The organism is Streptomyces sp. P6-2-1, from assembly GCF_050613165.1.
Classification (GTDB): Bacteria; Actinomycetota; Actinomycetes; order Streptomycetales; family Streptomycetaceae; genus Streptomyces.
Map to the genome: position 1 here is coordinate 5924447 of NZ_CP192513.1, position 22910 is coordinate 5947356.

General features: G+C 74.3%; 20 protein-coding genes. 9 read left to right on the plus strand and 11 right to left on the minus strand.

Annotated features, from left to right (window positions below):
- Positions 1-162 precede the first annotated feature (162 nt).
- Complete coding sequence (locus tag ACQYWQ_RS25020; protein WP_431037652.1) at positions 163-1467, minus strand: DUF692 domain-containing protein; 1305 nt, start codon at positions 1465-1467, stop codon at positions 163-165.
- A gap of 206 nt (positions 1468-1673) precedes the next feature.
- Between ACQYWQ_RS25020 and ACQYWQ_RS25025 the strand changes: the two genes are divergently transcribed.
- The gene (locus tag ACQYWQ_RS25025) at positions 1674-2030 is read left to right on the plus strand and encodes a hypothetical protein (protein ID WP_431037654.1); all 357 of its coding nucleotides are present in this window, start codon (positions 1674-1676) and stop codon (positions 2028-2030) included.
- 35 nt (positions 2031-2065) lie between these two features.
- On the opposite strand, the gene ACQYWQ_RS25030 is transcribed toward ACQYWQ_RS25025, so the two are convergent.
- Positions 2066-2926 (minus strand): aminoglycoside phosphotransferase family protein, encoded by an 861-nt coding sequence (locus tag ACQYWQ_RS25030; protein ID WP_431039337.1) that lies wholly within the window; start codon positions 2924-2926, stop codon positions 2066-2068.
- A gap of 16 nt (positions 2927-2942) precedes the next feature.
- Complete coding sequence (locus ACQYWQ_RS25035) at positions 2943-3656, minus strand: peptidyl-tRNA hydrolase (RefSeq protein WP_431037655.1); 714 nt, start codon at positions 3654-3656, stop codon at positions 2943-2945.
- Between the two features lie 156 nt (positions 3657-3812).
- Here ACQYWQ_RS25035 and ACQYWQ_RS25040 point away from each other — a divergent pair, with 156 nt between their 5' ends.
- Positions 3813-4484 carry an AIM24 family protein gene (locus ACQYWQ_RS25040; protein WP_431037657.1) on the plus strand — a complete coding sequence of 224 codons (672 nt, stop codon included), beginning with the start codon at positions 3813-3815 and terminating at the stop codon, positions 4482-4484.
- Positions 4485-4496: 12 nt separating this feature from the next.
- Here ACQYWQ_RS25040 and ACQYWQ_RS25045 read toward each other — a convergent pair whose 3' ends face one another.
- Positions 4497-4730, minus strand: coding sequence for a hypothetical protein (locus tag ACQYWQ_RS25045; RefSeq protein ID WP_431037659.1), 234 nt, complete (start codon positions 4728-4730; stop codon positions 4497-4499).
- Positions 4731-5021: 291 nt separating this feature from the next.
- Positions 5022-6122 carry a cell division protein ZapE gene (gene zapE, locus ACQYWQ_RS25050; protein WP_431037661.1) on the minus strand — a complete coding sequence of 367 codons (1101 nt, stop codon included), beginning with the start codon at positions 6120-6122 and terminating at the stop codon, positions 5022-5024.
- A gap of 36 nt (positions 6123-6158) precedes the next feature.
- Here zapE and ACQYWQ_RS25055 point away from each other — a divergent pair, with 36 nt between their 5' ends.
- Entirely contained in the window at positions 6159-6944 is a 786-nt protein-coding gene (locus ACQYWQ_RS25055; protein WP_431037662.1) for a pyrimidine reductase family protein, read from the plus strand.
- Between the two features lie 129 nt (positions 6945-7073).
- On the opposite strand, the gene ACQYWQ_RS25060 is transcribed toward ACQYWQ_RS25055, so the two are convergent.
- The 5 genes from ACQYWQ_RS25060 to ACQYWQ_RS25080 all read right to left on the minus strand — a co-directional run bounded on the left by ACQYWQ_RS25060 (position 7074) and on the right by ACQYWQ_RS25080 (position 14027).
- Positions 7074-8360: a TRAP transporter large permease subunit gene (locus ACQYWQ_RS25060; protein WP_431037663.1), complete on the minus strand. Its 1287-nt coding sequence runs from the start codon at positions 8358-8360 to the stop codon at positions 7074-7076.
- Between the two features lie 3 nt (positions 8361-8363).
- On the minus strand, positions 8364-8990 hold the full coding sequence (locus ACQYWQ_RS25065; RefSeq protein ID WP_431037664.1) for a hypothetical protein: 627 nt from the start codon (positions 8988-8990) through the stop codon (positions 8364-8366).
- Positions 8987-11116 carry a hydantoinase/oxoprolinase family protein gene (locus tag ACQYWQ_RS25070; RefSeq protein WP_431037666.1) on the minus strand — a complete coding sequence of 710 codons (2130 nt, stop codon included), beginning with the start codon at positions 11114-11116 and terminating at the stop codon, positions 8987-8989. Before ACQYWQ_RS25070 ends, ACQYWQ_RS25065 begins: the two co-directional genes overlap by 4 nt.
- Positions 11117-11296: 180 nt before the next feature.
- Complete coding sequence (locus ACQYWQ_RS25075; protein ID WP_431037668.1) at positions 11297-12907, minus strand: FAD-dependent oxidoreductase; 1611 nt, start codon at positions 12905-12907, stop codon at positions 11297-11299.
- An 88-nt stretch (positions 12908-12995) separates the two neighbouring features.
- Entirely contained in the window at positions 12996-14027 is a 1032-nt protein-coding gene (locus ACQYWQ_RS25080; RefSeq protein ID WP_431039338.1) for a LacI family DNA-binding transcriptional regulator, read from the minus strand.
- Positions 14028-14463: 436 nt separating this feature from the next.
- On the opposite strand from ACQYWQ_RS25080, the gene ACQYWQ_RS25085 reads away from it, so the two are divergent.
- The 5 genes from ACQYWQ_RS25085 (at position 14464) to ACQYWQ_RS25105 (ending at position 18734) form a co-directional block, all read left to right on the plus strand.
- The gene (locus tag ACQYWQ_RS25085) at positions 14464-14925 is read left to right on the plus strand and encodes an indole-3-glycerol phosphate synthase (protein WP_431039339.1); all 462 of its coding nucleotides are present in this window, start codon (positions 14464-14466) and stop codon (positions 14923-14925) included.
- Between the two features lie 224 nt (positions 14926-15149).
- The gene (gene murC, locus ACQYWQ_RS25090) at positions 15150-16559 is read left to right on the plus strand and encodes a UDP-N-acetylmuramate--L-alanine ligase (RefSeq protein WP_431037670.1); all 1410 of its coding nucleotides are present in this window, start codon (positions 15150-15152) and stop codon (positions 16557-16559) included.
- Positions 16560-16568: 9 nt separating this feature from the next.
- On the plus strand, positions 16569-16979 hold the full coding sequence (gene msrB / locus ACQYWQ_RS25095) for a peptide-methionine (R)-S-oxide reductase MsrB (protein ID WP_431037671.1): 411 nt from the start codon (positions 16569-16571) through the stop codon (positions 16977-16979).
- A 232-nt stretch (positions 16980-17211) separates the two neighbouring features.
- Entirely contained in the window at positions 17212-18108 is an 897-nt protein-coding gene (locus ACQYWQ_RS25100) for a metallophosphoesterase family protein (protein WP_431037673.1), read from the plus strand.
- Positions 18105-18734, plus strand: coding sequence for a 4'-phosphopantetheinyl transferase family protein (locus ACQYWQ_RS25105; protein ID WP_431037675.1), 630 nt, complete (start codon positions 18105-18107; stop codon positions 18732-18734). Before ACQYWQ_RS25100 ends, ACQYWQ_RS25105 begins: the two co-directional genes overlap by 4 nt.
- Before the next feature lie 57 nt (positions 18735-18791).
- On the opposite strand, the gene ACQYWQ_RS25110 is transcribed toward ACQYWQ_RS25105, so the two are convergent.
- A complete protein-coding gene (locus ACQYWQ_RS25110) occupies positions 18792-21116 on the minus strand; it encodes a GTPase-associated protein 1-related protein (protein ID WP_431037677.1) in 2325 nt (774 codons plus the stop codon).
- Between the two features lie 238 nt (positions 21117-21354).
- On the opposite strand from ACQYWQ_RS25110, the gene ACQYWQ_RS25115 reads away from it, so the two are divergent.
- Entirely contained in the window at positions 21355-22845 is a 1491-nt protein-coding gene (locus ACQYWQ_RS25115; protein WP_431037678.1) for a hypothetical protein, read from the plus strand.
- Positions 22846-22910: the final 65 nt, after the last annotated feature.

Consider the following 22910-nt stretch of genomic DNA (forward strand, 5'->3'; position numbering starts at 1 on the left):
CGGGGCGGGGGCGCGGGGGTGCGGTGCGGCGACGGGCGGTGCGGCGGGGTGGTACGGGAGGGCGAGCGCCCAGCCCGGGCGCGGTGAGGGGCGGGCGGTGCGGGCCGGGCGCGGTAGGGGACGGGCGGTGCGGGGCGCCCGGCCGGGGTGGCGGGACCGCCGTCAGGCTGCGCGTCGTCCCCACAGTCCCCACGGGCCCCGGCGCGGTGGTACGGGGCCCGAGCGATCCGCGTGCCAGCGGGTGAGGGCGCGGCGGGTGCGGGCGGGCAGGGGAGGGTCGGCGTGTGCCAGCACGTGCGCGGCGAAGTCGAGCGCGTCACGGCGGTAGCCGCCGGTCAGCGGCCGTGTCGTCGCGTAGGCGCGGAACGCCGCCCGGTACCGCGCCCCGAGCAGGTGCGGAAGCTCGGGGGCCACCTTGCCGACGACCTGCCCCCGCTTGCCCGCGAGCGCCCCGGCCTGCACCGCGAGGCGCTCCGCGTCGAAGCCGCCGGGCACCGGCCCGCCCGCGACGAGCGCGGAGAGCAGTGCGTGCTGCTCCCCGGCGAGGCGCGTGCGGCCGGCCTCGGGGACGGCGGACTCGGGGACGGTGCCGCCCCCGGTACGGGGCACGGGGGCGTTCCTCCGGGGACCCGCCGCACTCCCGCGCACCGTCTCGCGGATCGCCCGCAACTCCCCCTCCAGCTCACCGGGCGGAGGGAAGTCGTCGTCCCGCTCAAGGAGCACCCCGGGCGGCTCCGCCCGCGCGCTCAACTCGCCGAGCAGTGCCAGGACCTGCGGCGGCACGGGGTGCGCGTGCGTGTCGTGCCACACCCCCTCGCGCAGGACGCCGCCCGCGACATGCACGTAAGCGAGCGCTTCGAGCGGCAGCTCGTCGAGTGCCCGGATCGCGTCCTCGCCGCTGTTGACCTGGTTCGTGTACAGGTTCGCGACGTCGATGAGGAGCCGTACGCCGGTGCGCTCGACGAGTTCGTAGAGGAACTGCCCCTCGGTCAGCTCCTCGTCCGGCCACGTGAAGAGCGCGGCGATGTTCTCGACGGCGAGCGGTACGGGCAGCGAGTCCTGCGCGATGCGGACGTTCTCGCACAGGACGGCGAGCCCTTCGCGGGTGCGCGGGACGGGCAGCAGGTGACCGGCCTCCAGGGCACCGGCCCGGACGAAGGCGATGTGCTCCGTGACGAGCGGCGCGCCCAGGACCTCGGCCCGCTCGGCGAGCGCGGCGAGCCGCCCGGGATCGGGCCGCTCACCACCGCCGAGCCCGAGCCCGACCCCGTGCGGCACCACCGTCACGCCGCGCGCCCGCAAGCGCAGCAGCGACTCCGGCACGTGGCCCGGGCAGACGTTCTCGGCGACGGCCTCCACCCAGTCCACGTCCATCCGCTCCACGGCGTCGGCGATCTCGGGCCGCCACCCGATCCCGGCCCCGAGCCGAAGACCTGCCGCCGCTCGCGCACCCGCTTCCACGGTCATCCCCGTCCCCCTCCTGTCGTACCTCTCGCGACAGGGTGATGACCGGCGGGGGCGCGGGTCAATCGTTCGGGTGGCTTTCTCAGAGCCGTACTTGAGGTGGGAGAGGGCTTTCGCCGGGACGTACGGGCTTGTCGCGCCGTTCTCGCCCGTGCACCGGGGGCCACCACGGTGCTCCTGCGCGGTCCCCGGATGGGACACTCCGCCGCATGAGCGACACGTACTGCCCCCGGTGCGACCTCGTCGTCGGCAGGGGATGCGCCTGCCCCGAGGACGGCAGCACCCCGAGGAAGGCCCCGGAAAGCCGTCCCGTGCGCCAGGAATGGCGGCAGTTCCCCGGTACGGCCATCCTGATCAGGCGCGACGGGAAGGCCCATGTCCCCGGCGCCTGCGACCACATGAGTGAGGACGACGTCAGGGCCCCGCGCTGGGGCTGGATTCTCGACCCGCCCCCTGGCCTGTGGGAACGCATCAAGGAGGGCGGCGCACCGGTGGCCGCCACGGGCGGGAACACGGCCGCACGCGCCACGAGCCGCTGCCTCGACTGCGTGGACGCGCTCGGCTGAGGAGACGGCTGACGAGCCGAGGGGAGACGCCTGCCTCAGCTCCCCAGCACCGCCTCCAGCGTCCGCTTCCCCACCCCCGCCATCAGCGGGTTGTCCGCCGAGTGCGTGACGAAGACGAGGCCCAGGGCGAGCGCCCAGCCCCTGGCGCGGGTCCACGCCGCCTCGTCCACCCGGCCGTGCGCCGCGCGGAACGCGGCACGGTCGGCCGCGCGCGGAAAGAGCATCCAGGCCGCGGCGAGGTCCGTCGCAGGGTCGCCCGACGTGAGGTCGCCGAAGTCGACGACACCGCTCAACCGGCCCTTGTGGACGAGGACATTGGCCGGGTGCAGGTCGCCGTGGACCCATAGCGGGGGCCCGGACCACGCGGGGGCGGCGAGGGCGCGGCGCCACACCTCCTGCGCCGTGGGGTCGCCCAGCGCCGCCACGTCCTCCGCGACGCGCGCCGCCCGCCGCGCGAGCGGGACGCCGCGTACCGCGCTGACCGGCGCATCGGCCGGCGCGGGCGTGTGCAGCGCGCCCAGGAAGGCGCCGAGGGCCCGGGCCGCCGCTTCCGCGTCGGCGGGTGGCGTGTGCGCCGCCGTCCCGCCCGGCAGGTACGGGACGACGCTCCATGCCCACGGGTACCCGCACCCCGGCACGCCCTCCCGCACCGGCGCGGGCACCGGGAGCGGCAGCCGCGCGGCGAGCGAGGGCAGCCAGCGCTGCTCGTTCAGTACGAGATCCGCGGCGAAGGCGCGCCTCGGCAGCCGTACGAGGTACGAAGTCCCGAGCCGCCACACGTCGTTGTCCCAGCCGTGCGCGAGGACCGCGAGCGGCAGCGCGGCGAGGTCCGGGTGCTGCGCGGTGAGCAGCTCTCGCACGAGGCCGGGCGTGAGCGAGACCTCGGCCGCGGGCATCGTCGGCACGCGTCGCTCAGCCCGCGAAGTCGCGCAGATCGGCGACCGCCGTCGCCGATCCCGGCACCACCTCGGTGAACCCCGCGTCGTGCACCACGGGGAGTCCGGCGGCGACGAGCGCCCGCCACCGCTTGCTGTCGGCCCTCCGCACCGCGAGCGGGAACCCGGCGTCGGCCCACGCCGTACGGCGCTTGTCGTCCAGCTCCCACCAGGCGAGCTGCACGGCGTGCCCCGCCTGCGCCATCGTCTTGCCCGCGGACATCTCGACCTCGGGGTTGAGCCACACGACCGGGGTGCCGGGAGCGGGTGCGGCGGGCGGCTCGGGGTCGCTCAGCTCCGTACCCGAGACCTGGAGCTTCGCGAGGTCCTTGGGCCAGCCGTCGAGCGGGATCGGCGGGTAGACCCTGACCTCGGCGCTGCCGCCGTGCAGCGTCAGCCCGTCCAGCGCCTCGGCCCGCCGCCACTCGGCGCCCCGCGCCCGCCGCACGACCTTGCGGATGCGGGCGTCCTGCCAGTCCCGTACCGCCTGCGCCCACGGTCCCTCACCCTCCGCGCGCGGGTCCGAGAGCAGCGCGAGCACCGCGCGGGCCGCCGTCTCCAGGGCGTCGGTACGGGCCGGGGGAGCCGTCTTCTCCAGGTGCAGCACGAGAGGGAGGACGAACTGGGGGGCCTCGTCGCGCGGCGAGCGCGCGTCGTCGAAGGGCGGGGGAGGGAAGTCGCTGCTGGTCACGTCCTCCAGTCTGCCAGGCGTGCGGCGGCGTCAAAGGGGGACGGCCTGCCACGCTTCTGCCACGCCTCCGGCAGCTTCTGCCACCGTTCTGCCACACCGCTGCCCCAAGCCTCGAAAACGCTTGGCGTGCCACGGGCGCCCCGCCATGATGAGCGCATGAAGAGCGATCTGTTCGGTGCCGACTTCCTCGCCCGCTCCGCCGTCCCGGGGCTGACGGTGGAGAACCCCAAGACCCTCAAGTACGTCGTGCAGGGGGAGATGTTCGCGCGGCAGGGCGCCATGATCGCCTTCCGCGGGGATCTCCGCTTCGAGCGCAAGGGCCAGGGCATAGGGGGCCTCCTCAAGCGCGCGGTGACCGGCGAGGGCCTGCCCCTCATGTCCGTCGCGGGCAACGGCGAGGCCTGGTTCGCGCACGAGGCGCAGAACGTCTTCGTCGTCGAGATCGAGCAGGGCGACCAGCTCACGGTCAACGGGCGCAACGTGCTGTGCTTCGACCCCAGCCTCGGCTACGAGATCAAGACGGTGAAGGGCGCGGGCATGACCGGCGGCGGCCTCTTCAACAGCGTCTTCTCCGGGTCGGGGAAGCTCGGCCTCATGTGCGAGGGCCACCCGCTCGTCATCCCGGTCGGCCAGGGACAGCCCGTCTTCGTCGACACCGACGCCGTCGTCGGCTGGAGTGCCCACCTGCGGACGAGCCTGCACCGCTCGCAGAGCGTCGGTTCGATGCTGCGCGGCGGCTCCGGCGAGGCGGTCCAACTGCGGCTCGACGGCGAGGGCTTCGTGATCGTACGGCCGAGCGAGGCGAAGCCGGAGGCCAAGTCGGGCTGAGCCCGGCCCCGGTCAGCCCGAGCAGGCGGTGCGCTGCCCCTCCAGCCAGGCACAGCGCGGGCACAGCGTGATCCCCCGGTGCGACTCGGGGTACTCGCTCGGCTCCTGGCACAGCACGCACGCGGCCCGTGGCTCCTCGGCGCCCCGCGCGGCCGGGGTGCCGTCGGCGCGTCCGGGCTCCTCGGCGGCACGTGGCCGCTCCGCGCTCGGCACGGCGGTGGCGGGGTCCTGCGGGGTGTGCACCATGCCGCCAGGCTACGACGCGGGGGCGCCCCGCCCGCCCCGTGGACCGTCCCCCTCGTACGCCATCCCCCCTCGTACGCCGTCCCCGCCCGGTACGCCGACCGCACCCCGCGCCCGCGAGGCGTTCACGCGGCACTGCGGTGGGGAGGCCGGGGGCGCGGCCGGGGGAGCGCGGGGCGGTGCCTTGTCGAGGGCGCGACCCCCGTGGGCCGGTACGGCGACCGAGAGAACCGGGTCGCGCCGAAGCCGCTGGATCTCTCCGGCGCGCACCCGTGAAGCGTCGTCCGCCCGCCGCTACTCCTCCGCTCCCCTCGCCACCAGCGGCTTCGCGTCGCGCGCCAGCGCCGTGAGCCGCGAGATCGCGCGGAAGTACTTCTTCCGGTAGCCCCCGTTCAGCATCTCCTCCGAGAAGAGCCGGTCGAAGGGCAGGCCCGAGGCGAGGACGGGGACCTCGCGGTCGTAGAGGCGGTCGGCGAGGACGACGAGGCGCAGCGCCGTCGACTGGTCGGGCACCGGGGCGACCCCGGTCAGGCACACCGCGCTCAGCCCGTCCGTGAGCGCCCCGTACCGGCTCGGGTGCACGCGCGCGAGGTGGCCGAGGAGCGCGGGGAAGGCGTCGAGGCTCGCGCCGGGGGTCGCCCGCGCCGCCCGTACCACCTGCTCCTCGGTGAACGGGGCGGGCGCCTCGGGCAGACCCCGGTGCCGGTAGTCGTCGCCGTCGATGCGCAGCGCGCGGAAGTGCGCCGACAGGCCCTGGATCTCGCGCAGGAAGTCCTGCGCGGCGAAGCGGCCCTCGCCGAGCTTGCCGGGCAGCGTGTTCGACGTCGCGGCGAGTGCCACGCCCGCCTCGACGAGCCGGGCGAGGAGCGAGGAGACGAGCACCGTGTCGCCCGGGTCGTCCAGCTCGAACTCGTCGATGCACAGCAGCCGGTGGCCGCTCAGCGTCGCCACCGTCTGCTGGAAGCCGAGCGCGCCGACGAGGTTCGTCAGCTCCACGAAGGTCCCGAACGCCTTCTTCTCGGGCGGCGCGTCGGTCGCGTGCCACAGCGAGGCGAGCAGGTGCGTCTTGCCGACGCCGTAGCCCCCGTCGAGGTACACCCCGCGCGGCGCGGCGGGCGCGCTCGTACGGGCCTTGCGGCCGAACCACCCGCGCTTGACAGCGGCCGCGGGGGACGCGCCGAGCGAGGCGGCGAACGCGGAGAGTTCCCGCACCGCCTCCGACTGGCTCGGCTGCTTCGGGTCGGGCACGTACGTGCTGAAGCGGACCGCGTCGAAGCGCGGCGGCGGCACCAGTTCGGCGACCAGGCGCTCCGGCGGGACGCGGGGCTCGCGGGCGCACAGCGACAGGGGCCGCGCCTCCGCTATGGGCGTGGGCGAGGGCGTAGGGGTCGACACGAACACCCAGCTTAGGCGCCGTGCGAGACTGCCGGTATGCGACGCCTGTTCCCCGTGACCGACCCGACACCGAGCGCGACCGGCTTCGATCGCGAAGGGCCGCTCGCCGAACTGGCCGCGCTCTACGCGTACCCCGAGCCGCTGCCCGAGGCCGGGGTCCTGCGCGCCAACATGGTCACGACGCTCGACGGCGCCGCCTTCCACGAAGGCCGCTCGCAGGGCATCTCGGGACCGGCCGACATGCGGGTCTTCGGGGTCCTGCGGGCGCTCGCGGACGTCGTCGTGGTCGGGGCGGAGACCGTGCGCAAGGAGCAGTACCGCCCGGCGAAGGCGCGCGAGGCCTTCGCCGCGGCGCGCGCGGAACGGGGGCAGGCGCCCGCGGCGGCGATCGCGGTCGTCTCGGCCTCGCTCGACCTCGACTTCACCCTGCCCCTCTTCACCGAGCCCGTCGTCCCGACGCTCGTCCTCACCGGCGCGGAGGCTCCCGCCGGGCGGGTCGCCGCGGCGCGGAAGGCGGGTGCGGAGGTCGTCGTCGCGGGCGGCGGCCGGGGCGCGGACCCCGTCCGCCTGCGCGCCGAACTCGTCGCGCGCGGCCTGCGCCGCCAGCTCGCCGAGGGTGGTCCCCGTCTGCTCGGGCGGCTCATCGCCGCGGACACGGTCGATGAACTCTGCCTCACCGTGTCGCCGTTCCTCACCGCGGGCGACGCGAGCCGCCTCGCCCACGCGCCCCAGGCCCTCACGACCCCGGCCCGCATGCGTCCGGCGTCGATCCTCACCGAGGACGGCTTCCTCTTCACGCGGTACGTGCGCGAGAGGGCCTGAGGCGCCGGACACGAAAGCGCCGGACACGAAAGCGCCGGACACGAAAGCGCCGGACACGAAAGCGCCGGACACGAAAAGGGGGCGGGCCGCTCCCGCGAGGAAGCGGCCCGCCCCAGGCTCAGCGCCCTGTCACAGGTGCACCGCGGCCGTCACCACGAAGCCCCCGAGGGCCACGAACCACACGTACGGCAGCGTGCGGATCATCACCTGCTGCGGGCTCACGCCCGCGTACTGCGCGGCCCACACCGTCTGCGTGCTCGTCGGGTCGGCGACGCCGAACACCTGGTTGTACGAGGCCGTGATGCCGAGCACCGCGATGGCCGGGTAGATCCCGGTCGCGATGAGCACGCCCGCGATACCGGCGCCGAGCCCGTACACGTTGAGCGGGCCCCGGTACAGGCACAGCGGCACGAGCAACGCGAAGACCACGACGAACAGGATCGGGTTCTCCGGCGTGACCGCCCGCACGAGCGGTTCGAGCGCGTCGACCGCGCCCGGCAGCTTCACGGCCGCCAGCAGGATGCCGATCGCGACGAACAGCGTCATCGGCGCGGCGGCGACCTCGAAGCCGCTGTACAGCGTGCGCAGCAGGCGCCGGTTCATCTCGCCGGGCCGCGTCGTCGTCACGAGCGCGTACAGCACCCCGGCGAGCAGCGAGGGGATGATCGCGACGTCGAAGCCGAGCGCGAGCACGAGCGGAACCAGCGGCGTGAGCAGCGCGTACCACGGCGCGTCGCCCAGCTCCGCGCGCCGCCGCGCGCCCTTCGAGCGCGGCGCCTCCGTACGGAAGGCCCACGCGTGCTCGACGCCCCGGCGCCGCGACTCGATCAGCACGAACATCACGGCAGCGAAGAGCGCGAACGGGAAGAGCTGGATCATGAAGTGGCGCACGTCGTGGACCGGCATGTCGAGCGCGCTGGAGAAGAACTGCCACACGGGCAGCTCGAACGGCATCCCGGCGGCGATGCCCATGAGGACCGTCCCCGCGGCGGTGACCTTCGGGATGCCGACCGCGATCATCGCGGGGATGCCGATGATGCCCGCGAGCATCGCGGCGGGCGCGGAGCCCGTGACCGTGCCGATGAGCGTCGAGACGATCAGGACGCCGAGCGCGACGATCGTGGGCCGGTCCCCGCCGAACTCGACGATCTTGCGGACCAGGGTTCCCGCGATGCCCGTCTCGTCGAGCAGCTTGCCGAGCCACGAACCGAGCAGGATCGCGATCATCGTCGCGGCGAGCGCCGGGGCGCCCTCCTGGAGCACGGTGTCGAGGACGCTGTTCTTGCCGGTGAGCGGCGCGCCCGAGACGAACGCGATCACGACGCCGAGCAGGACGAGCGCGAAGGCGGTGGGGAGCTTGCGGGTGAGCATCGCGGCGACACCGGCCGCCATGATGATCAGGATGATGATGCCCATGACTTACTTCTCTCTGGCCGAGGGCGCCGGGGCGGGCGCTGCGGCGGTGCAGGCCGCGGCGAGCGCGGCGGACAGCAGGAGCGGGCTGCGGCCGAGACCACAGACGGTGCGCGCGTAGGCGTGGGCGGCGAGTTCTTCCGCCCCCGCGACGTGCGCGGGCACGCGCAGCCGCCCCAGACGCAGCGCGGTGTGCCCGAGGGCCTGCTTGAGCGCGGCCCGTTCGGGGCCGTGGTGGAGCCGCTCGTGCACGGCTTCGTGGGCGAGCGCCGCGGCGCGTACCGAACCGGCGGGGAACCACTGGCGCCACCCGTGCCGCGCCACGAGCCGTTCGGCGGCCGCGATCGCGTCGGTGTACAGCTCCACGGCCTGCGGCCGCGACGTGTACCGGGCGAGGAGCCCGCGCTCCAGGCCGCCCGTGCTCTCGACGACGTGCGCGGGAGCGGGCGAAGGGGTGCGCGCGAGGTCCGTGCCGAAGCGGTCGGCGGCCTCGGCCCAGCGCCGCAGCACGGCCGGGTCGCGGTGCGCGTGCAGCGGCAGCGAGGCGAGGAACCTCGCCCCGTACGCGATGTCGTCGACGGCCGAAAGGCCCTTGGCGTCGACGGCCGGAAGATCCTCGGTCAGGACAGTCATGAGCGCTCCTCCACCAGGGCCACGACCCGCTCGTCGGCGGGCCGCCCCTCCAGTTCGGTACGGGCCAGGGCGAGCAGCGGCCGCGGGTCGAGCACCCCGGACAGGTCCGCGATGCGCGAGCCGATGAGCAGCCGCAGCGCCGGGGCACGCACCCCGCCGTCCCCGTACGCGGTCGACTCGTCCACGAGCGTCGCGAGGGTGTGCGCCGCGCCGCCCACGGTCGTCGTCTCGATCCGCGCGTCCGGCGCGTGCAGCCGCACGACGCCGTCGGCGTCCACGACCCGCACGGGGTGCTTGGTACCGCGCAGCCTGCGGTGCTTCTCGGTCCCGTAGACGGTGTACGCGTTCGTACGGGCCAGCTCGCGCACCTCGCCCTCCGGCGCCTTCAGGCTGGTCGCGGCCAGGCGCAGCCGCTCCGCGTCGTCGGCCCGGTGCGCGCGGTCCTGGGTGCGCAGCTCGGTGGCACCCGTCGCGACCGCCCGCACGGTGTTGGTCTGCGGGTCGACGGTCACCTCGACCTCGACCGCGTCGGCCGCCGCGCCCTGCGCGATGACGGCCCGCTCGGCCTCGGCCCGTACCGCGAGGATGTCCTCCTGGCCCGCGCCGGGGATGATCCGCTCGACCTGCTCGCGCACGAGTGCGAGCGCGACCCCGATCGGGCTGATCACCTCGTGGTGGCGCGCGAGCTTCCCTTCGAGCCCGGTCGCCGCCGCGAGGTGCGGCGTGACCGAGGCGGCACCGCCGCCCCCGCCGACGAGCAGGACCGCGTCCTTGTCGAGCCGGTAGTCCGAGATCATCGCGTCCACGACCTCGCGCACCTGCGCGACGCCCGCGTCGAGGATCTGCGTCGCCGCGCCGTCCACGTCGGTGCCGAGCGCGGCGGCGAGCGGCGCGAGCGCGGTACGGGCCGTCTCGCGGTCCGCGTGCGCGAAGTCGTCCTCGGGGACGCGGCCGAGCGCGTTCGCCGCGCACGTCATGGTGAGCGCGTAGCGCCCGCCCGCCGCGTCGATCACGACGTGGTCGTCCGCGTCGTCGGGCGTCGGGCGCATCGTGGCGAGCGTCGCGCCCGCCAGCTCGCCTGGCTCGGCGAAGCACGCGTAGGGGAGCCCGGCGATGTGCGCGCTGCGCGGGCCGACGGCGGTCACCTTGCCGCCGCTCATGCGCACCATCGAGCCGCCGCCCACGCCCACCGTGCGCACGTCGAGCGCCGAGAGGTACGAGGTCTTGCCGAGCAGCGTCGCGTGCCGGACGGTGACCTTTCCGCGCCGCACGACGCTGATGTCCGTCGACGTGCCCCCTGTCTCCAGGAACACGCCCTCGCTGACCCGCTCCTGCATGAGCGCGCCGGCGACCCCGGCCGCCGGGCCCGAGAGCACGGTGAGCAGCGGGCGGCGGCGCATCTCGTCGAGCGACATGACGCCGCCGTCGCAGCGCATCACCATGAGCGGCGCCTCGACGCCCGCCTTCGTGATCGCCGCGTCGACGAGGTCGGCGGTCGCGAACATGCGCGGCAGGATCGCCGCGTTGACGACGGCGGTACGGGTCCGCTTCTGGAGGCCGTAGAGCGAGGTGATGTCGTGCGCCGCCGTCATCGGGACGCCGCGCGCCGCCGCGGCCTCGCGCACCGCGTCCTCGCCCTCGGGGCGGTCCACGCTGAACGGCTGGCTCGCGACGATCACCTCGGCACCCGCGCGTACGACCTGGTCGACGGCCCGCTCGATCGCCGCGCGGTCCCCGGGGTCGGCGACGTGCGCGTAGACGAGCGGGAAGTGCTTGCCGGGGATCAGCTCGGTCTTCGCGAGCGAGGCGAGGCGCTTGGTGAAGAGCGCGCCCGCGCCGCCGCCGAGGCCGACGAGCCCGACGGTCGCCACATCGCCCTCCAACAGGGCGTTGGTAGCCTGTGTCGTGCCGTGGGCCAGGAAGGACACGTCCTTGGCGGTGTGTCCGGTCTCGGCGAGCAGCTTGTCGAGCGCCGTCACGATGCCGTGCGCGACTCCGTCCTCGTGATGGTGGCTGGTCGGGACCTTCACCTGGCCGACGAGGGAGAGCGTCGCGCTGTCCACGGCGACGGCGTCGGTGAAGGTTCCGCCCACGTCGATGCCGACGCGGATGCGGTGGGTGGTCATGGTCTGGGCACCTCCTTGTGCTGGGTCGGCGCTTGCGTGGGCGGTGGGCCGGGCGGGACAGGTGGAGCTGTCCCGCCCGGCGGTCTCCGCCCCGGGTGGCCGGGCGCGCCGTCAAGCTTCCCGGGCCCGGTGGGGATCGGCGGGCGGGGCGGCCGTCGTGGCCGCGCACCGCCCTCGGCTTCAGTAGCCGCGTACCTCCGGCCAGTGCCGCTCGACGCCCGAGCGGTCGAGGAGCCCCGCGAAGACCGCGAAGCGGCCCTCGTCCGCCTGCACCTCGCGCGGCGTCAGCTCCTCGTCGAGGCAGTGCGCGGCGAGCGCCCCCGCGACCTCGCCGATGTTCCACTCGACGGGGTGCAGCCGGTAGCAGCCGTTCGTGATGTGCGTCGTGCCGATGTTCTTGCCGGCGGGGAGCAGGTTGCGCACGCGGCGCGGCACGAGGGCACCGAGCGGTATCTCGAAGGGCACCGAACCGATGTCGACGTAGTTGTCGCCGCCGGTCGACGGGTGCAGGTCGATGCGGTAGCTGCCGACGCCGACCGAGTCCGGGTAGCGGGTGCCGCCGGTGGGGCCCACGAGGTCGATCGCCACATCGTGCTCGGTGACGGTCGTGACGGCCTTGATGCGCCGCGACTCGCGCACGTACGGGGCCTTCGCGAGCCCGTCATCGGTGCCCATGACGTCCGGGCGCAGGCGCAGCCCGGGGAAGCCCTTGCCGCCGTCCGCGCGCGGGGCCTCGGTCTGGAGCCAGTAGAGGACGGAGAGCGAGAGCTGCTTGGCCTCGCGGATCGCCTCGGCGGTGGTCTTCTCGCCGCCGCCGATCAGGGGCTTGAGCCAGTAGTCGTTGAGCGGCCAGTTCACGAGCGTGATGTCGGAGCCGAAGGCGCCCTCGCGGTGCAGCTTGCGGGCGAGGATGCGGCGGAAGCCGAACAACTCCTTGTCCCCGGCGTCCGCCGACTGGTCGGCGCTCACGGCGAGCGGGTCCTGCTCCGGGTTCGGCACGAAGGTACGGGGCACGGCCTCCAGACTGCGCGGGTCGGGCGCGAGGAAGCCGAGGAGCGGGCCGGGCCAGAAGTCCGGCTGGTAGGAGCGCCAGAAGTCGTAGTCGGCGGGCTTCTCGATCGTGTGCTCCTCGCCCTCGTGGTGCGAGAGCGCGAAGCAGAAGGTGATGCCCTGCTGGTTGAGCGGGTCGGCCTGCGCGGGCGCGTGCGGCTCGCCCGTCTCGGCGCGCGACTCGGCGCCGAGCACGTGTTCCACGCCCGCCAGTTCGAGCAGCTCACCGGTCTCGGTCGCGTCGAGCACGTACGGCGCGGCGAACGTGCGGCGGCCGCCGTCGCGCAGGTTCTCGACCGTGACCGACGTGACGGTGTCGCCCTCGGTCGCCGCCGCGACGGGACGGTGCTCGGTGAGCAGCGTGAGCAGCCCGGCGGAGCGGTACGGGGCGAGCATGCCCTCCAGCGCGGCGAGTCCCGCACGCGGCTCGGCGCACAGCTTGCTCACGCGCCCGGCGCCCGGGTTGAGCGTCGGCTGCGCCGCCGCCTCGGCGCGCAGCGGGTACAGGTCGCGGTAGTAGGCGCGGATCGCCTCGCGCAGCGCGCGGTACGAGGCCGTGACGCCGAACTGCTCGACCCACGGGTGCTCGTCCGGGGGCACGGCCTGCGAGGTGAGCTGGCCGCCGACCCAGTCGGTCTCTTCGGTCAGGACGACGGTGCGCCCCGCCCGGCAGGCGGCGAGGGCGGCGGCGACGCCGCCGAGCCCTCCGCCGACGACGAGGATGTCCGGTTGGCTGGTCACAAGCTCTCCTAGTGGTGCGGGTGTTGCTGGTGGTGCGGGTGGTGCGGGTGGTGCGGTGTTGTCGACGGGTACGGGGCCCGGCGGCGTGTCAGGTCGTCGCCAGGTCCCGCACCACGCCGGGCGCGGGCCCCGCGGTCGCCCCGGGCCTGAAGGCGCAGGGGACGAGCGGTTCGTCGGCTTCCTCGCCCGCGACGAGCGCGGCCAGCAGCCGTACCGCCGCGGCGCCGAGCCGGGTGCGCGGGATGGCGAAGCCGGTCGGCACCGGCTCGCCCGCGAGGTCGGGGGGCGGGTCGCCGAGCAGCGCGAGGCTCAGTTCGCGCGGGCAGTCGTACCCGGCCGCCGCGACGGCCGCGCGCAGCGCCCGCCAGGCGGCGCCCGTGTCCGTCTCCTCGGCGACGAAGGCGGTGACACCTTCCGCACGCCAGGCCCGCAGCCGCTCGGGGGTGAGGTCGGCGTCCGGCTCGGCGGTGCGGAAGACGGCGTCATCGACGGGGAGCCCGGCCTCGTCGAGGCCCGCGAGGAAGCCGCGTTCGCGGTCGGCCGTCGCCGGGGCCTCGTCGTCCTCGCGTACGAGCACGATCCGCCGGTGCCCGAGCGCGACGAGGTGCCGTACGACCTCGCGGCTCGCCGGGGCGTAGTCGGCGCCGACCCACGCGAGGCCGTCCAGCTCGTCCCTGCGGCCCAGGTGCACGACGGGGAAACCGTCGTTGACGAGGCGCCGCAGTTCACGCGCGGGGGCGTGCCGGCCGAGGAAGAGGCAGCCGTCGGCGAGCCGTACCCGGCTCAGCGCCTCGGGGCCGGGCGTCGCGCCGTGCGCGCTCGACCCCGTGAAGAGCACGAGGTCGAAGCCGCGCGCCGCGGCCTCCTGCTCGACGCCGACGAGGAAGGGGTAGTACGAGTGCTGCACGTCCGTCGGGAACGTCGCGGTGAAGCTGAAGACGCCGAGCAGGTCGTTCCCCGCCCCCGCGAGGCTGCGCGCCGCCGGGTCGGGGACGTAACCGAGGGTGCGGGCCGCTTCCATGACCTTCCGCCGCGTCTCGTCCGAGATCGTCGCGGCCTGCGGCTTGTTGCCGAGCACGAGCGAGACCGTCGCCTGCGAGACGCCCGCGAGCCGCGCCACCTCCGCCTGGCGCGGGCGTGCCCGTTTCGCGGGCTCGCGCGGTGTTCTCTCCGCCTTGCCCGGCTTGCCCCGCTTGTTGTCGTTCACCTGTCGACCTCGCTCACCCATGCGGCACTAATGCGTATTAGTAATGCGCATTAGTGAGCACTCTGCGACTCGGATGGGCGGACGTCAAGGGGTGCGTGCGGGATTTCCCCGTGCGAGAGGTGTGGGCTGTGCCACGGGAGGCGTACGCGGCCGGCCGTGAAGAGGTGCCGCTCCGCCCGTACGGCCCGGGTCCTGGGGCCCTCCTTGCGGAATGTGCCGTTCCGTTTACCGTCCGCTGGGCAGACTAGGAACGCACGCCACTCCGTTCACGGGGTAGTGGGGAAACCGTACGGCCGGTGATCGCCGGCCCTTGAGAGAAGAGGCGCCCGAGGTGTTCACGAGCGTACTGATGATCGAACAGGCCCTGTCCACGGTGGACATCGAGTTCGTCACCACCCTGCACGGCGAGGAAGCGGTGTCCTTCCATGTCCTGATGCAGCCCAGAGGCGATCAGGACCGGCTGCTGCGCGCGGTGGACGACGTGGCGATCGGCGAGCTGACCGACGCGGTGCGGGAGGCGGAGGTGCCCGAGGGCGAGTCCGCTGTGCCGCCCGCGAAGATCGCCCTGGAGCACTCGCTCCAGTCGCTGCGCGCGGCGGGCGCCGACGCCGTGGGCCACGTCGTCGAGAACCACCCGCTCGACGCGATCGCGAAGGCCGTCGAGGAGACGGGTGCCGACGAGGTGATCGTCCTGACGGCACCGCACTACGTCGAGGAGTTCTTCCACCGCGACTGGGCCTCGCGCGCCCGCCACAAGGTCGGCGTGCCCGTCCTCAAGCTCTACGCGCACACCCCGGACGCCGAGAACTGACGTCCCGGCCGGGGCCCGCCCGGAACGCGAGGAGACCGGCGGCGGTGCTCGCGTTCCGGGGCGGCGTGCCGCGTGGCGGGGGCGGGACCGCCTGTAGCGGCGAGCCGTTCGCCCAGCCGCTCGGCATTGCCAAGTCGCTGGACGTTTCGTTCTAAGGTGGCCCCGAAGAATCCGTTCCGGGACGCACCGCGGTGTCCCGGCCCCACCCCCTGGAGACACCCCACATGGCCCCCGCCCTTCCCCCCGCCCTCGACCGACCGCACTTCATCGGGATCGGTGGGGCCGGGATGTCGGGCATCGCCCGGATTCTCGCGCAGCGCGGGGCGAGCGTCGCGGGCAGTGACGCGAAGGACTCGGCGACCGCCGCCTCGCTGCGCGCCCTCGGTGCCACCGTCCACATCGGCCACGACGCGGCCCACCTCGCCGAGGGCACCTCCGCCGTCGTCGTCTCCTCCGCGATCCGCGCCGACAACCCCGAGCTGGTCCGCGCCGAGGAACTCGGCATCCCGGTCGTGCACCGCTCCGACGCCCTCGCCGCCCTCATGGCGGGCACGCGGCCCCTCGCGATCGCGGGCACGCACGGCAAGACCACGACGACCTCGATGCTCGCGGTGTCCCTCTCGGCGCTCGGCCTCGACCCCTCGTACGCGATCGGCGGCGACCTCGACGCGCCCGGCTCCAACGCGCACCACGGCACCGGCGAGATCTTCGTCGCCGAGGCCGACGAGAGCGACCGCAGCTTCCACACGTACGCACCCGAGGTCGCCGTCGTCCTCAACGTCGAACTCGATCACCACGCCAACTACGCCTCGATCGAGGAGATCTACGAGTCCTTCGAGACCTTCGTCGGCAAGATCGTCCCCGGCGGCACCCTGGTGATCTCGGCCGATCACGAGGGCGCCCGCGAGCTGACCCGCCGGGTGCGCGACCGCGCGGACCTCAAGGTCGTCACGTACGGCTCGGCCGAGGACGCGGACGTACGGGTCCTCAAGGTCACCCCGCGCGGGCTGACCAGCGAGGTCACCGTCTCGCTCGACGGCAAGCTGCTCACGTTCACGGTCTCCGTGCCGGGCAGCCACTACGCCCACAACGCCGTCGCCGCCCTCGTCGCGGGCGTCGCCCTCGGCGTCCCCGTGCACAACCTCGCCTCCGCCGTCCGCGGCTACACCGGCGTGAAGCGGCGCCTCCAGCTCAAGGGCGAGGCCGAGGGCGTGCAGGTCGTGGACTCGTACGCGCACCACCCGACCGAGATGGCAGCCGACCTGGAGGCGATGCGCGGCGCCGTCGAGGGCCGCATCCTGGTCGTCTTCCAGCCGCACCTGTACTCGCGCACGCAGGAGCTGGGCAAGGAGATGGGCCAGGCCCTCGCGCTCGCCGACTCCTCGCTCGTCCTCGACATCTACCCCGCGCGCGAGGACCCCATCGAGGGCGTCACGAGCGAGCTGATCATCGCGGCGGGACGCGCCGCGGGGGCCGACGTGAGCCCGCTGCACGCGAAGGACGAGGCGGCCGAGGCCGTCGCGGGAATGGCGAAGCCCGGTGATCTCGTTCTCACGATGGGAGCGGGCGACGTCACGGACCTCGGCCCCGCCATCCTGGACCGGCTCGCCGCCGGACCGCACCACGAGAGCTGAGGAGCAGGCATGGCGTACAACGTCGAGAAGTCGGACCAGGAATGGCGCGAGGAGCTGACGCCCAACGAGTACGCGGTGCTCCGCCAGGCAGGCACCGAGCCCGCCTTCGTCGGTGAGTACACCGACACGAAGACCAAGGGCGTCTACAACTGCCGCGCCTGCGGGGCCGAGCTGTTCACCTCGGACACGAAGTTCGAGTCGCACTGCGGCTGGCCGTCCTTCTACGACCCGAAGGACACGGACGCGGTCGAACTGATCGAGGACCGCTCGCACGGCATGGTCCGCACCGAGGTGCGCTGCGCCAACTGCGGCTCCCACCTCGGCCACGTCTTCGCGGGCGAGGGCTACGCGACCCCGACGGACCAGCGGTACTGCATCAACTCGATCTCGGTGAAGCTCGTCGCGGAGGACGAGAGCTGACCCGAGGTCGCGCGAGTGCTTCACGGCGGAGCGCGAGTGCTTCACGGCGGTGCGTGGGCCCTTCGCGACTCCGCGTGAGTGCTTCACGACACCGCGTGAGCGCCGCATGGCGCCGCGTGCGTGCCTCGCGCTGCCGCCGCGCGTGTCCTCCTCGTGTGTCGCGCCGTGTCGCGTGAGCGCTCCGGGGGCGGGACGGGTGACGCCGCCCGCCCCTTCGCTCTAGGCTCCCCGGGTGACGACAACGGGGAAGACACCACGGGGCGCGACGCTGCGCGCGGTCAGCGACCTGCACATCTCCTACGAGGAGAACCGGGCCCTCACCGAGGACATCCGCCCGGGCCACCCGGACGACTGGCTCATCGTCGCCGGTGACGTCGGCGAGCGCTTCGCCGACATCGAGTGGGCGCTGCGCCTGCTCGCCCGCCGCTTCGCCCGCGTCGTATGGGCGCCGGGGAACCACGAGCTGTGGACCCTGCCGAGCGAGCCGGACCAGGCGCGCGGCGTGGCACGGTACGACAAGCTGGTCGCGCTGTGCCGTGAGATCGGCGTCCTGACGCCCGAGGACCCGTGGCCGGTGTGGGAAGGGCCCTGGGGCGGGCCGGAGGGCGGCCCGGGCGGCGGCTCGGGCGGCCCGCTCCGCATCGCCCCCCTCTTCACCCTGTACGACTACTCCTGGTACGCCCCCGGCACGACGACGCCCGAGGCCTCGCTCGCCCGCGCGCACGAGGCAGGCATCATCTGCACCGACGAAGCCGTGCTCCACCACGAGCCGTACGCGGGCCGCGCCCAGTGGTGCGCTGACCGCGTCGCGTACACAGAGAAGCGGCTCGCGGAAGCGGCGGGCGGTCCGCCGCTCGTCCTCGTCAACCACTGGCCGCTCGTGCGGCAGCCGACCGAGATCATGACGCACCAGGAGTTCGTGCAGTGGTGCGGGACGGTCCGCACCGCCGACTGGCACACGCGCTTCGACGTCCGCGCCGTCGTCTACGGGCATCTGCACATCCCCCGCTCGACCCGTTACGACGGGGTGCCCTTCGAGGAGGTCTCGCTCGGCTACCCGCGCGAGTGGAAGCGGTACGGACGCCGCGCCGACCTCGCCCGCCCCGTCTTCCCCGAGGCCGCCGCGTGATCGCCGAGATCCTTCCCGAGGGCGTCAGCGCCGCGCACCACCACGGCACGGACCCGCACGCCACGCTCTTCCCCGAGGAGGAGCCCTTCGTGGCGCGCGCGGTCGCGAAGCGGCGCGCGGAGTTCACGACGGTACGGGCCTGCGCGCGCCGCGCCCTCGCTGCGCTCGGCAGGCCGCCGGTCCCGCTCCTCCCCGGCGAACGCGGCGCCCCTGGCTGGCCCGTGGGGATCGTCGGCAGCATGACGCACTGCCCCGGCTACAGCGCCGCCGCCGTGGCCCCCGCCGAGGACTGGCGCAGCCTCGGCATCGACGCGGAGGAGAACGCTCCCCTGCCCCCGGGCGTCCTCGACATGATCGCCCTCCCCGCCGACCGCGAGGCCCTCGCGGCCCTCCCCGGGGACGGCCCCTCCTGGGACCGCATCCTTTTCAGCGCCAAGGAATCGGTCTACAAGGCGTGGTTCCCGCTGGCCCGCCGCTTCCTCGACTTCACGGAGGCCGAACTCGCCCTGTCCGCTGACGGGACCTTCACCGCGCGGGTGCTGGTGGAAGGCCCGGTGAGGGAACTGACCGGGAAGTGGGCGGCGGGGCAAGGGCTGGTCGTGACGTCGGTGGTGATACGGAACTGAGTCCGGCCCGCGCGGGGGGCGGCCCGCACGTGCGGGGGCCGTGGGACGCGCCCGGGGTCAGCCCCCGAGCAGACGGCGCCAGCGGCCTGCGCGGGTGCGCTGGTGCCAGGTCTCGAAAGCGCTCGCGCGATGCGGGCCGCCCGCGGCGAGTGCCGAGCCGAGCGCGGTCAGGTGGGCGCGGGACGCGGATCGCAGCGCGGGACGCAGCACGTCGTCCAGGAGCGCCGCGCTCGTCCTCTCCCACGCGCGGCCCGCGCCCGGGTGAGCCGTCCAGTCGACGAAGCAGCCCGCCGCCGTCGCCGGATCGCTCCGCAGGAGTTCCCCGAACGCGGGCTGTTCGGCCGCCTGTTGGTACGCGGCGAGGAGTTCCGTGTCGGCGGAGTGCGCGAGCCCGTACAACTCGCCCTCCGGGCTGCCGGGCCGGCGGAGCACCGCGGTGCCCAGGACCGCGTACACGTGCGCGAGGAGACCGGTGGGCTCCGTGAGGCCGCCCGACTCCCGTAGCCGCACCGCCTGTTCGGCCCAGTCGGTGCCGCGTCCCTCGGCGATGTCACCGGCCAGTGAGAGGAGTCGCAGCCGGGCGCGGGTCCGGGGGGTCAGCTCGGCCGGGAAGGAGCGGAACAGGTGGGCGGCGAGGGCTTGTCCGGCCGCCGCGTCCGCCTCCGTGCCCGTGCCGCCGCGCTCCGCCGCCGCGACCGCCTCGCGCCATGTCCCCGCCGCGCGGTGGCTGTCGGAGTCGGCGGCCTCCAGGACGTGCGCCATCTCCGCCAGCCCGGGGGGTTGTTCGTCCCACACGAGGCGCAACGCCGTGTGCAGCAAGCTCGGTTCGGTCGACCATGACGGGCGCGAGGTGCGCAGCAGCTCGTCCCAGGCCGCGACCGCGTCGAGCGCGAGCGCGCGGGCCGTCGCGGCGCCCGCGCACATGCGCAGGTGCGGCACGGGCCTGACGGCGGCGTCGAGCGGGAGGTCCACCACACGCAACAGGGCCTGAGCGCCCAGCGGTTCACGTGCCGCGTACTGCTCAAGCCGGGGCAGCAGCACGGCGCACAGTTCGGGCAGCCCCGCGAGCGCCCCGGGCGCGGGGAGCGCTTCCTCCTCGGCGGGTACGCGCGTCAGGGCGGCCACGAGCCGGTCGGCGACTTGTTCCAGCGTGGGCGCGTCGATCTCGACGCCCAGTACGGCGGCGGCCTGGAGCAGCGCGACGGAGCGGCGCGGGCCGAGCGTGGGTTCGGCGACGGCTTCGCGCAGTCCCGCCCCGAGGCGCGCGGCGAGCGCGGCACGGCCCGACGCGGTGAGCGAGGCCGTGCCCGGTACGGGGACCCCGGTGGGCCGGCCGGCGGCGAGCGCCATGAGCACCGCTCCGGCGAGCGGCGCGGTGACGTGGAGCGGCGCGCGGTCTTCGAGCCGGGCCCACACCCGCGCGAGACCGGCTGCCTCGGCATCGCTCGCGGGCGCCTCGGCGCCGAGCAGATCGGTCAACGCACCAACGGCCTCGGAAAGTTCACCGCCGGGCAGCGCGTCGAGCGCGGCGGGCAGCAGGGCCCGTACGGTCGCGGGGACCGCGAGTCCCTCACGGTGCGCGGCCGCGACGAGCGCGAACCCGTCGAGCGCGGGCCGAGCGCCCGCGGCGACCTCGGGCCGCCCCTCGCGCCACAGCCACGCCGCGCCCGCGGCCCACAGGTCCGTGACGGGCTCGGCCGGGGGCAGCGCACCGTCGAGCAGCCGCTGCCCCGCGACGGGCGCGGCGCTCCCGAGCGGCACCCCGACGACGAGCCGCCCGCTCCGCGCGGCCTCCCGCGGCCCGTACGTCGTGAACGACAGGGCGCCTGCCCGCTCCGGGGGCAGTACGGCGCAGGCGAGGGCTATCCACCGCGCCACGAGCGAGGGGTCCTTCTCGGCGACGAGGAACGGCGCCCCCGCCCCGTCCCGCGTCAGCACCTCCCGTACGCCTTCGAGGAACGCCCCGATCCACGGCCCCCGCGCCCGCGCGAAGTCGCCGAGCGAGGACGACACGGGCGGCTCGGCCCCGAAGGGGTCCCCGCTGCCCCACCCGGGCGCGTCGAGGAACGCGACGGGCGCCCTGCCCCCGGGCAGCCGCACCCCGGCGGGCAGATGCACGCCGTGCACGGCGACCCCGCCGCCGCCCTGCGCACTCACCCGCGTCAACACCCTGGCCCCGCCCGGCAGTACATCGAGCACCCCGACGCTCGTCCCGGCCTCGGGCACGGGCCACTCCAGCGCGGCCACGGCCCGTACCACGTCGATTCCCACCGTCACCCGCACGGGCCGCAGAGCGGGCGAACCCCCCGCCACGGCGGCCGGATCGACGACACCGAGCACCTCCCCGAAAGGCCCCGCGCCACCCGATCGTCCGTCCGCCATACCGTCTCCGCATCCACCGCACACACGTCCGATCCCGCACTGTGCGGGAATCGTAGCGGGAGCGCCAACTCCCGGCAGGCCGGAGCCGAATCTCCGCCCCCACCCCCTCACCCGCCCGCCCCCGGCCCTCACGGGTCGGCGCGATGTCCGCGGGGCCGACTACGGTGGACGTGATGGCCGCGGACCTCTTGCCGGCATGCGCGAGGGCTTCCGGCGGGGGACGGACCGAGGGGTGACAGTGACAACGCCTGCCCGGCACATGCCGAGGGTTCCGCAGTACTACGCCGACGCGGTGAGCCGCCGTTTGTGCGCGTCGACGCACCTCGACCCGGATTTCGCCCGTCAAGTGCGAAAGGAGTTCACTGGCGACCGCATCGACGCCCTGGGGCTCCCCCTCGGTGTCAACCTCGTGGCGCTCGTCCGTCACGCGGAAGTGGCCGTGCGGCGCGAACGGGCCAGGGACCACCTGTTCGCGCTGCTGTTCGCGCTCCTCGTCGTGACCGGTGCAGGGGCAGTGCTCTCGTTTCTCGGTGGCGCGGCCTCGTGGGCCACGAGCCTGATCGCGGCCGTGGTGCTGTTGTGGGGTCTTGCCTGGGTGCTGCGGTACCGAGCGCTCGGCGAGGCGTGGAACGCCGCGTACACCGTGCACTGGGGTGCGGAAGGACCGGAGGCGCTGGCGCCCGCCGTTGACCCGGAGGCGGAGACGGGCCTCTCCGGGCTCCGGCGGGCGAACGTCGTCGTGTACGACGCCGAAGTGGGCCACGACGACCCGTTCGTGGGGCACGGCAAGCGTGTGCGGAAGACGGTGTGGCAGCCCATCGACGTCGGCAGTCCCGCCCAGGCGCCGAACGGCGGTACGCAGACCATCACGCCGTTCGACGAAGCCGAGTTGCACACCTTCGTTGCCCGCGAGATGAAGCACCTCTCGGGCCTCAAGGGACTCCGGTCCCACAACCGCCTCTACGTCGCGGGCACCCACGCCCCGCTGCTCGGCGGCGACCTGGTCCCGGATCCGGAGCGCCCGCCGCTCACCAGGGTGCCCTCCGCTCTCGTACGGTCCGCCTTGATCCACCCGGGAGCAGGGATGCGCACCTACCTGAGTCTGGAGCGAGTGGGGGAGGGGGGCCGCATCGTCGTCGTGATGCACCTGAGGGCCCGGCTGCATGCCGCACAACTGAGCTGGGAGGTCACGGTGCACCTCATCCCCCCGCTCGGTCCCCGCTTCGACGCTGTCGACCACGTGCCGCACCCCGGCTGGCGCCGGGTACGCCGCATGGTCCACATGCTGCGCACCCAGCAGGAGTGGCGGCTGCGCGGCGCGCCCGGGCGCTGTCTGGCCCGGGCCAGACAGCGGGCCGTCCGTGCCAGGCGTCTCGAACGGGAGCGCAGGGACATCACCAGGAACCGACTGCAGCACGACTACGGGGCCAGGGACACCTTGCGCTCGCGCTGGGCGGACCAGGAACGCATGGGACACAACGAACTCCAGGACGCCCAGGACATCCTGAACAGGCTCCAGCAGGGCGTCCTCCTCGCCACCAAGCGCTTCCTCACGGCACACCACATCGACACCAGCAGCTTCGACAGCGCGAGCAAGGTGATCAACAACCAGACCTACAACTTCACCGGAGACATCAATCAGGGAGTCTTCGGCGCTCAGGGAACCATCCAGAACCAGTACGGGCCGCAGCCGCAGCAAGGCAGCCCGGCTCCGCAGCCCGGCGCGTGACGACGGCAGGCACGGCGACCCGACGCGATCACCGCTGTGATCACCCGGAAAGAGGGGAACGACGA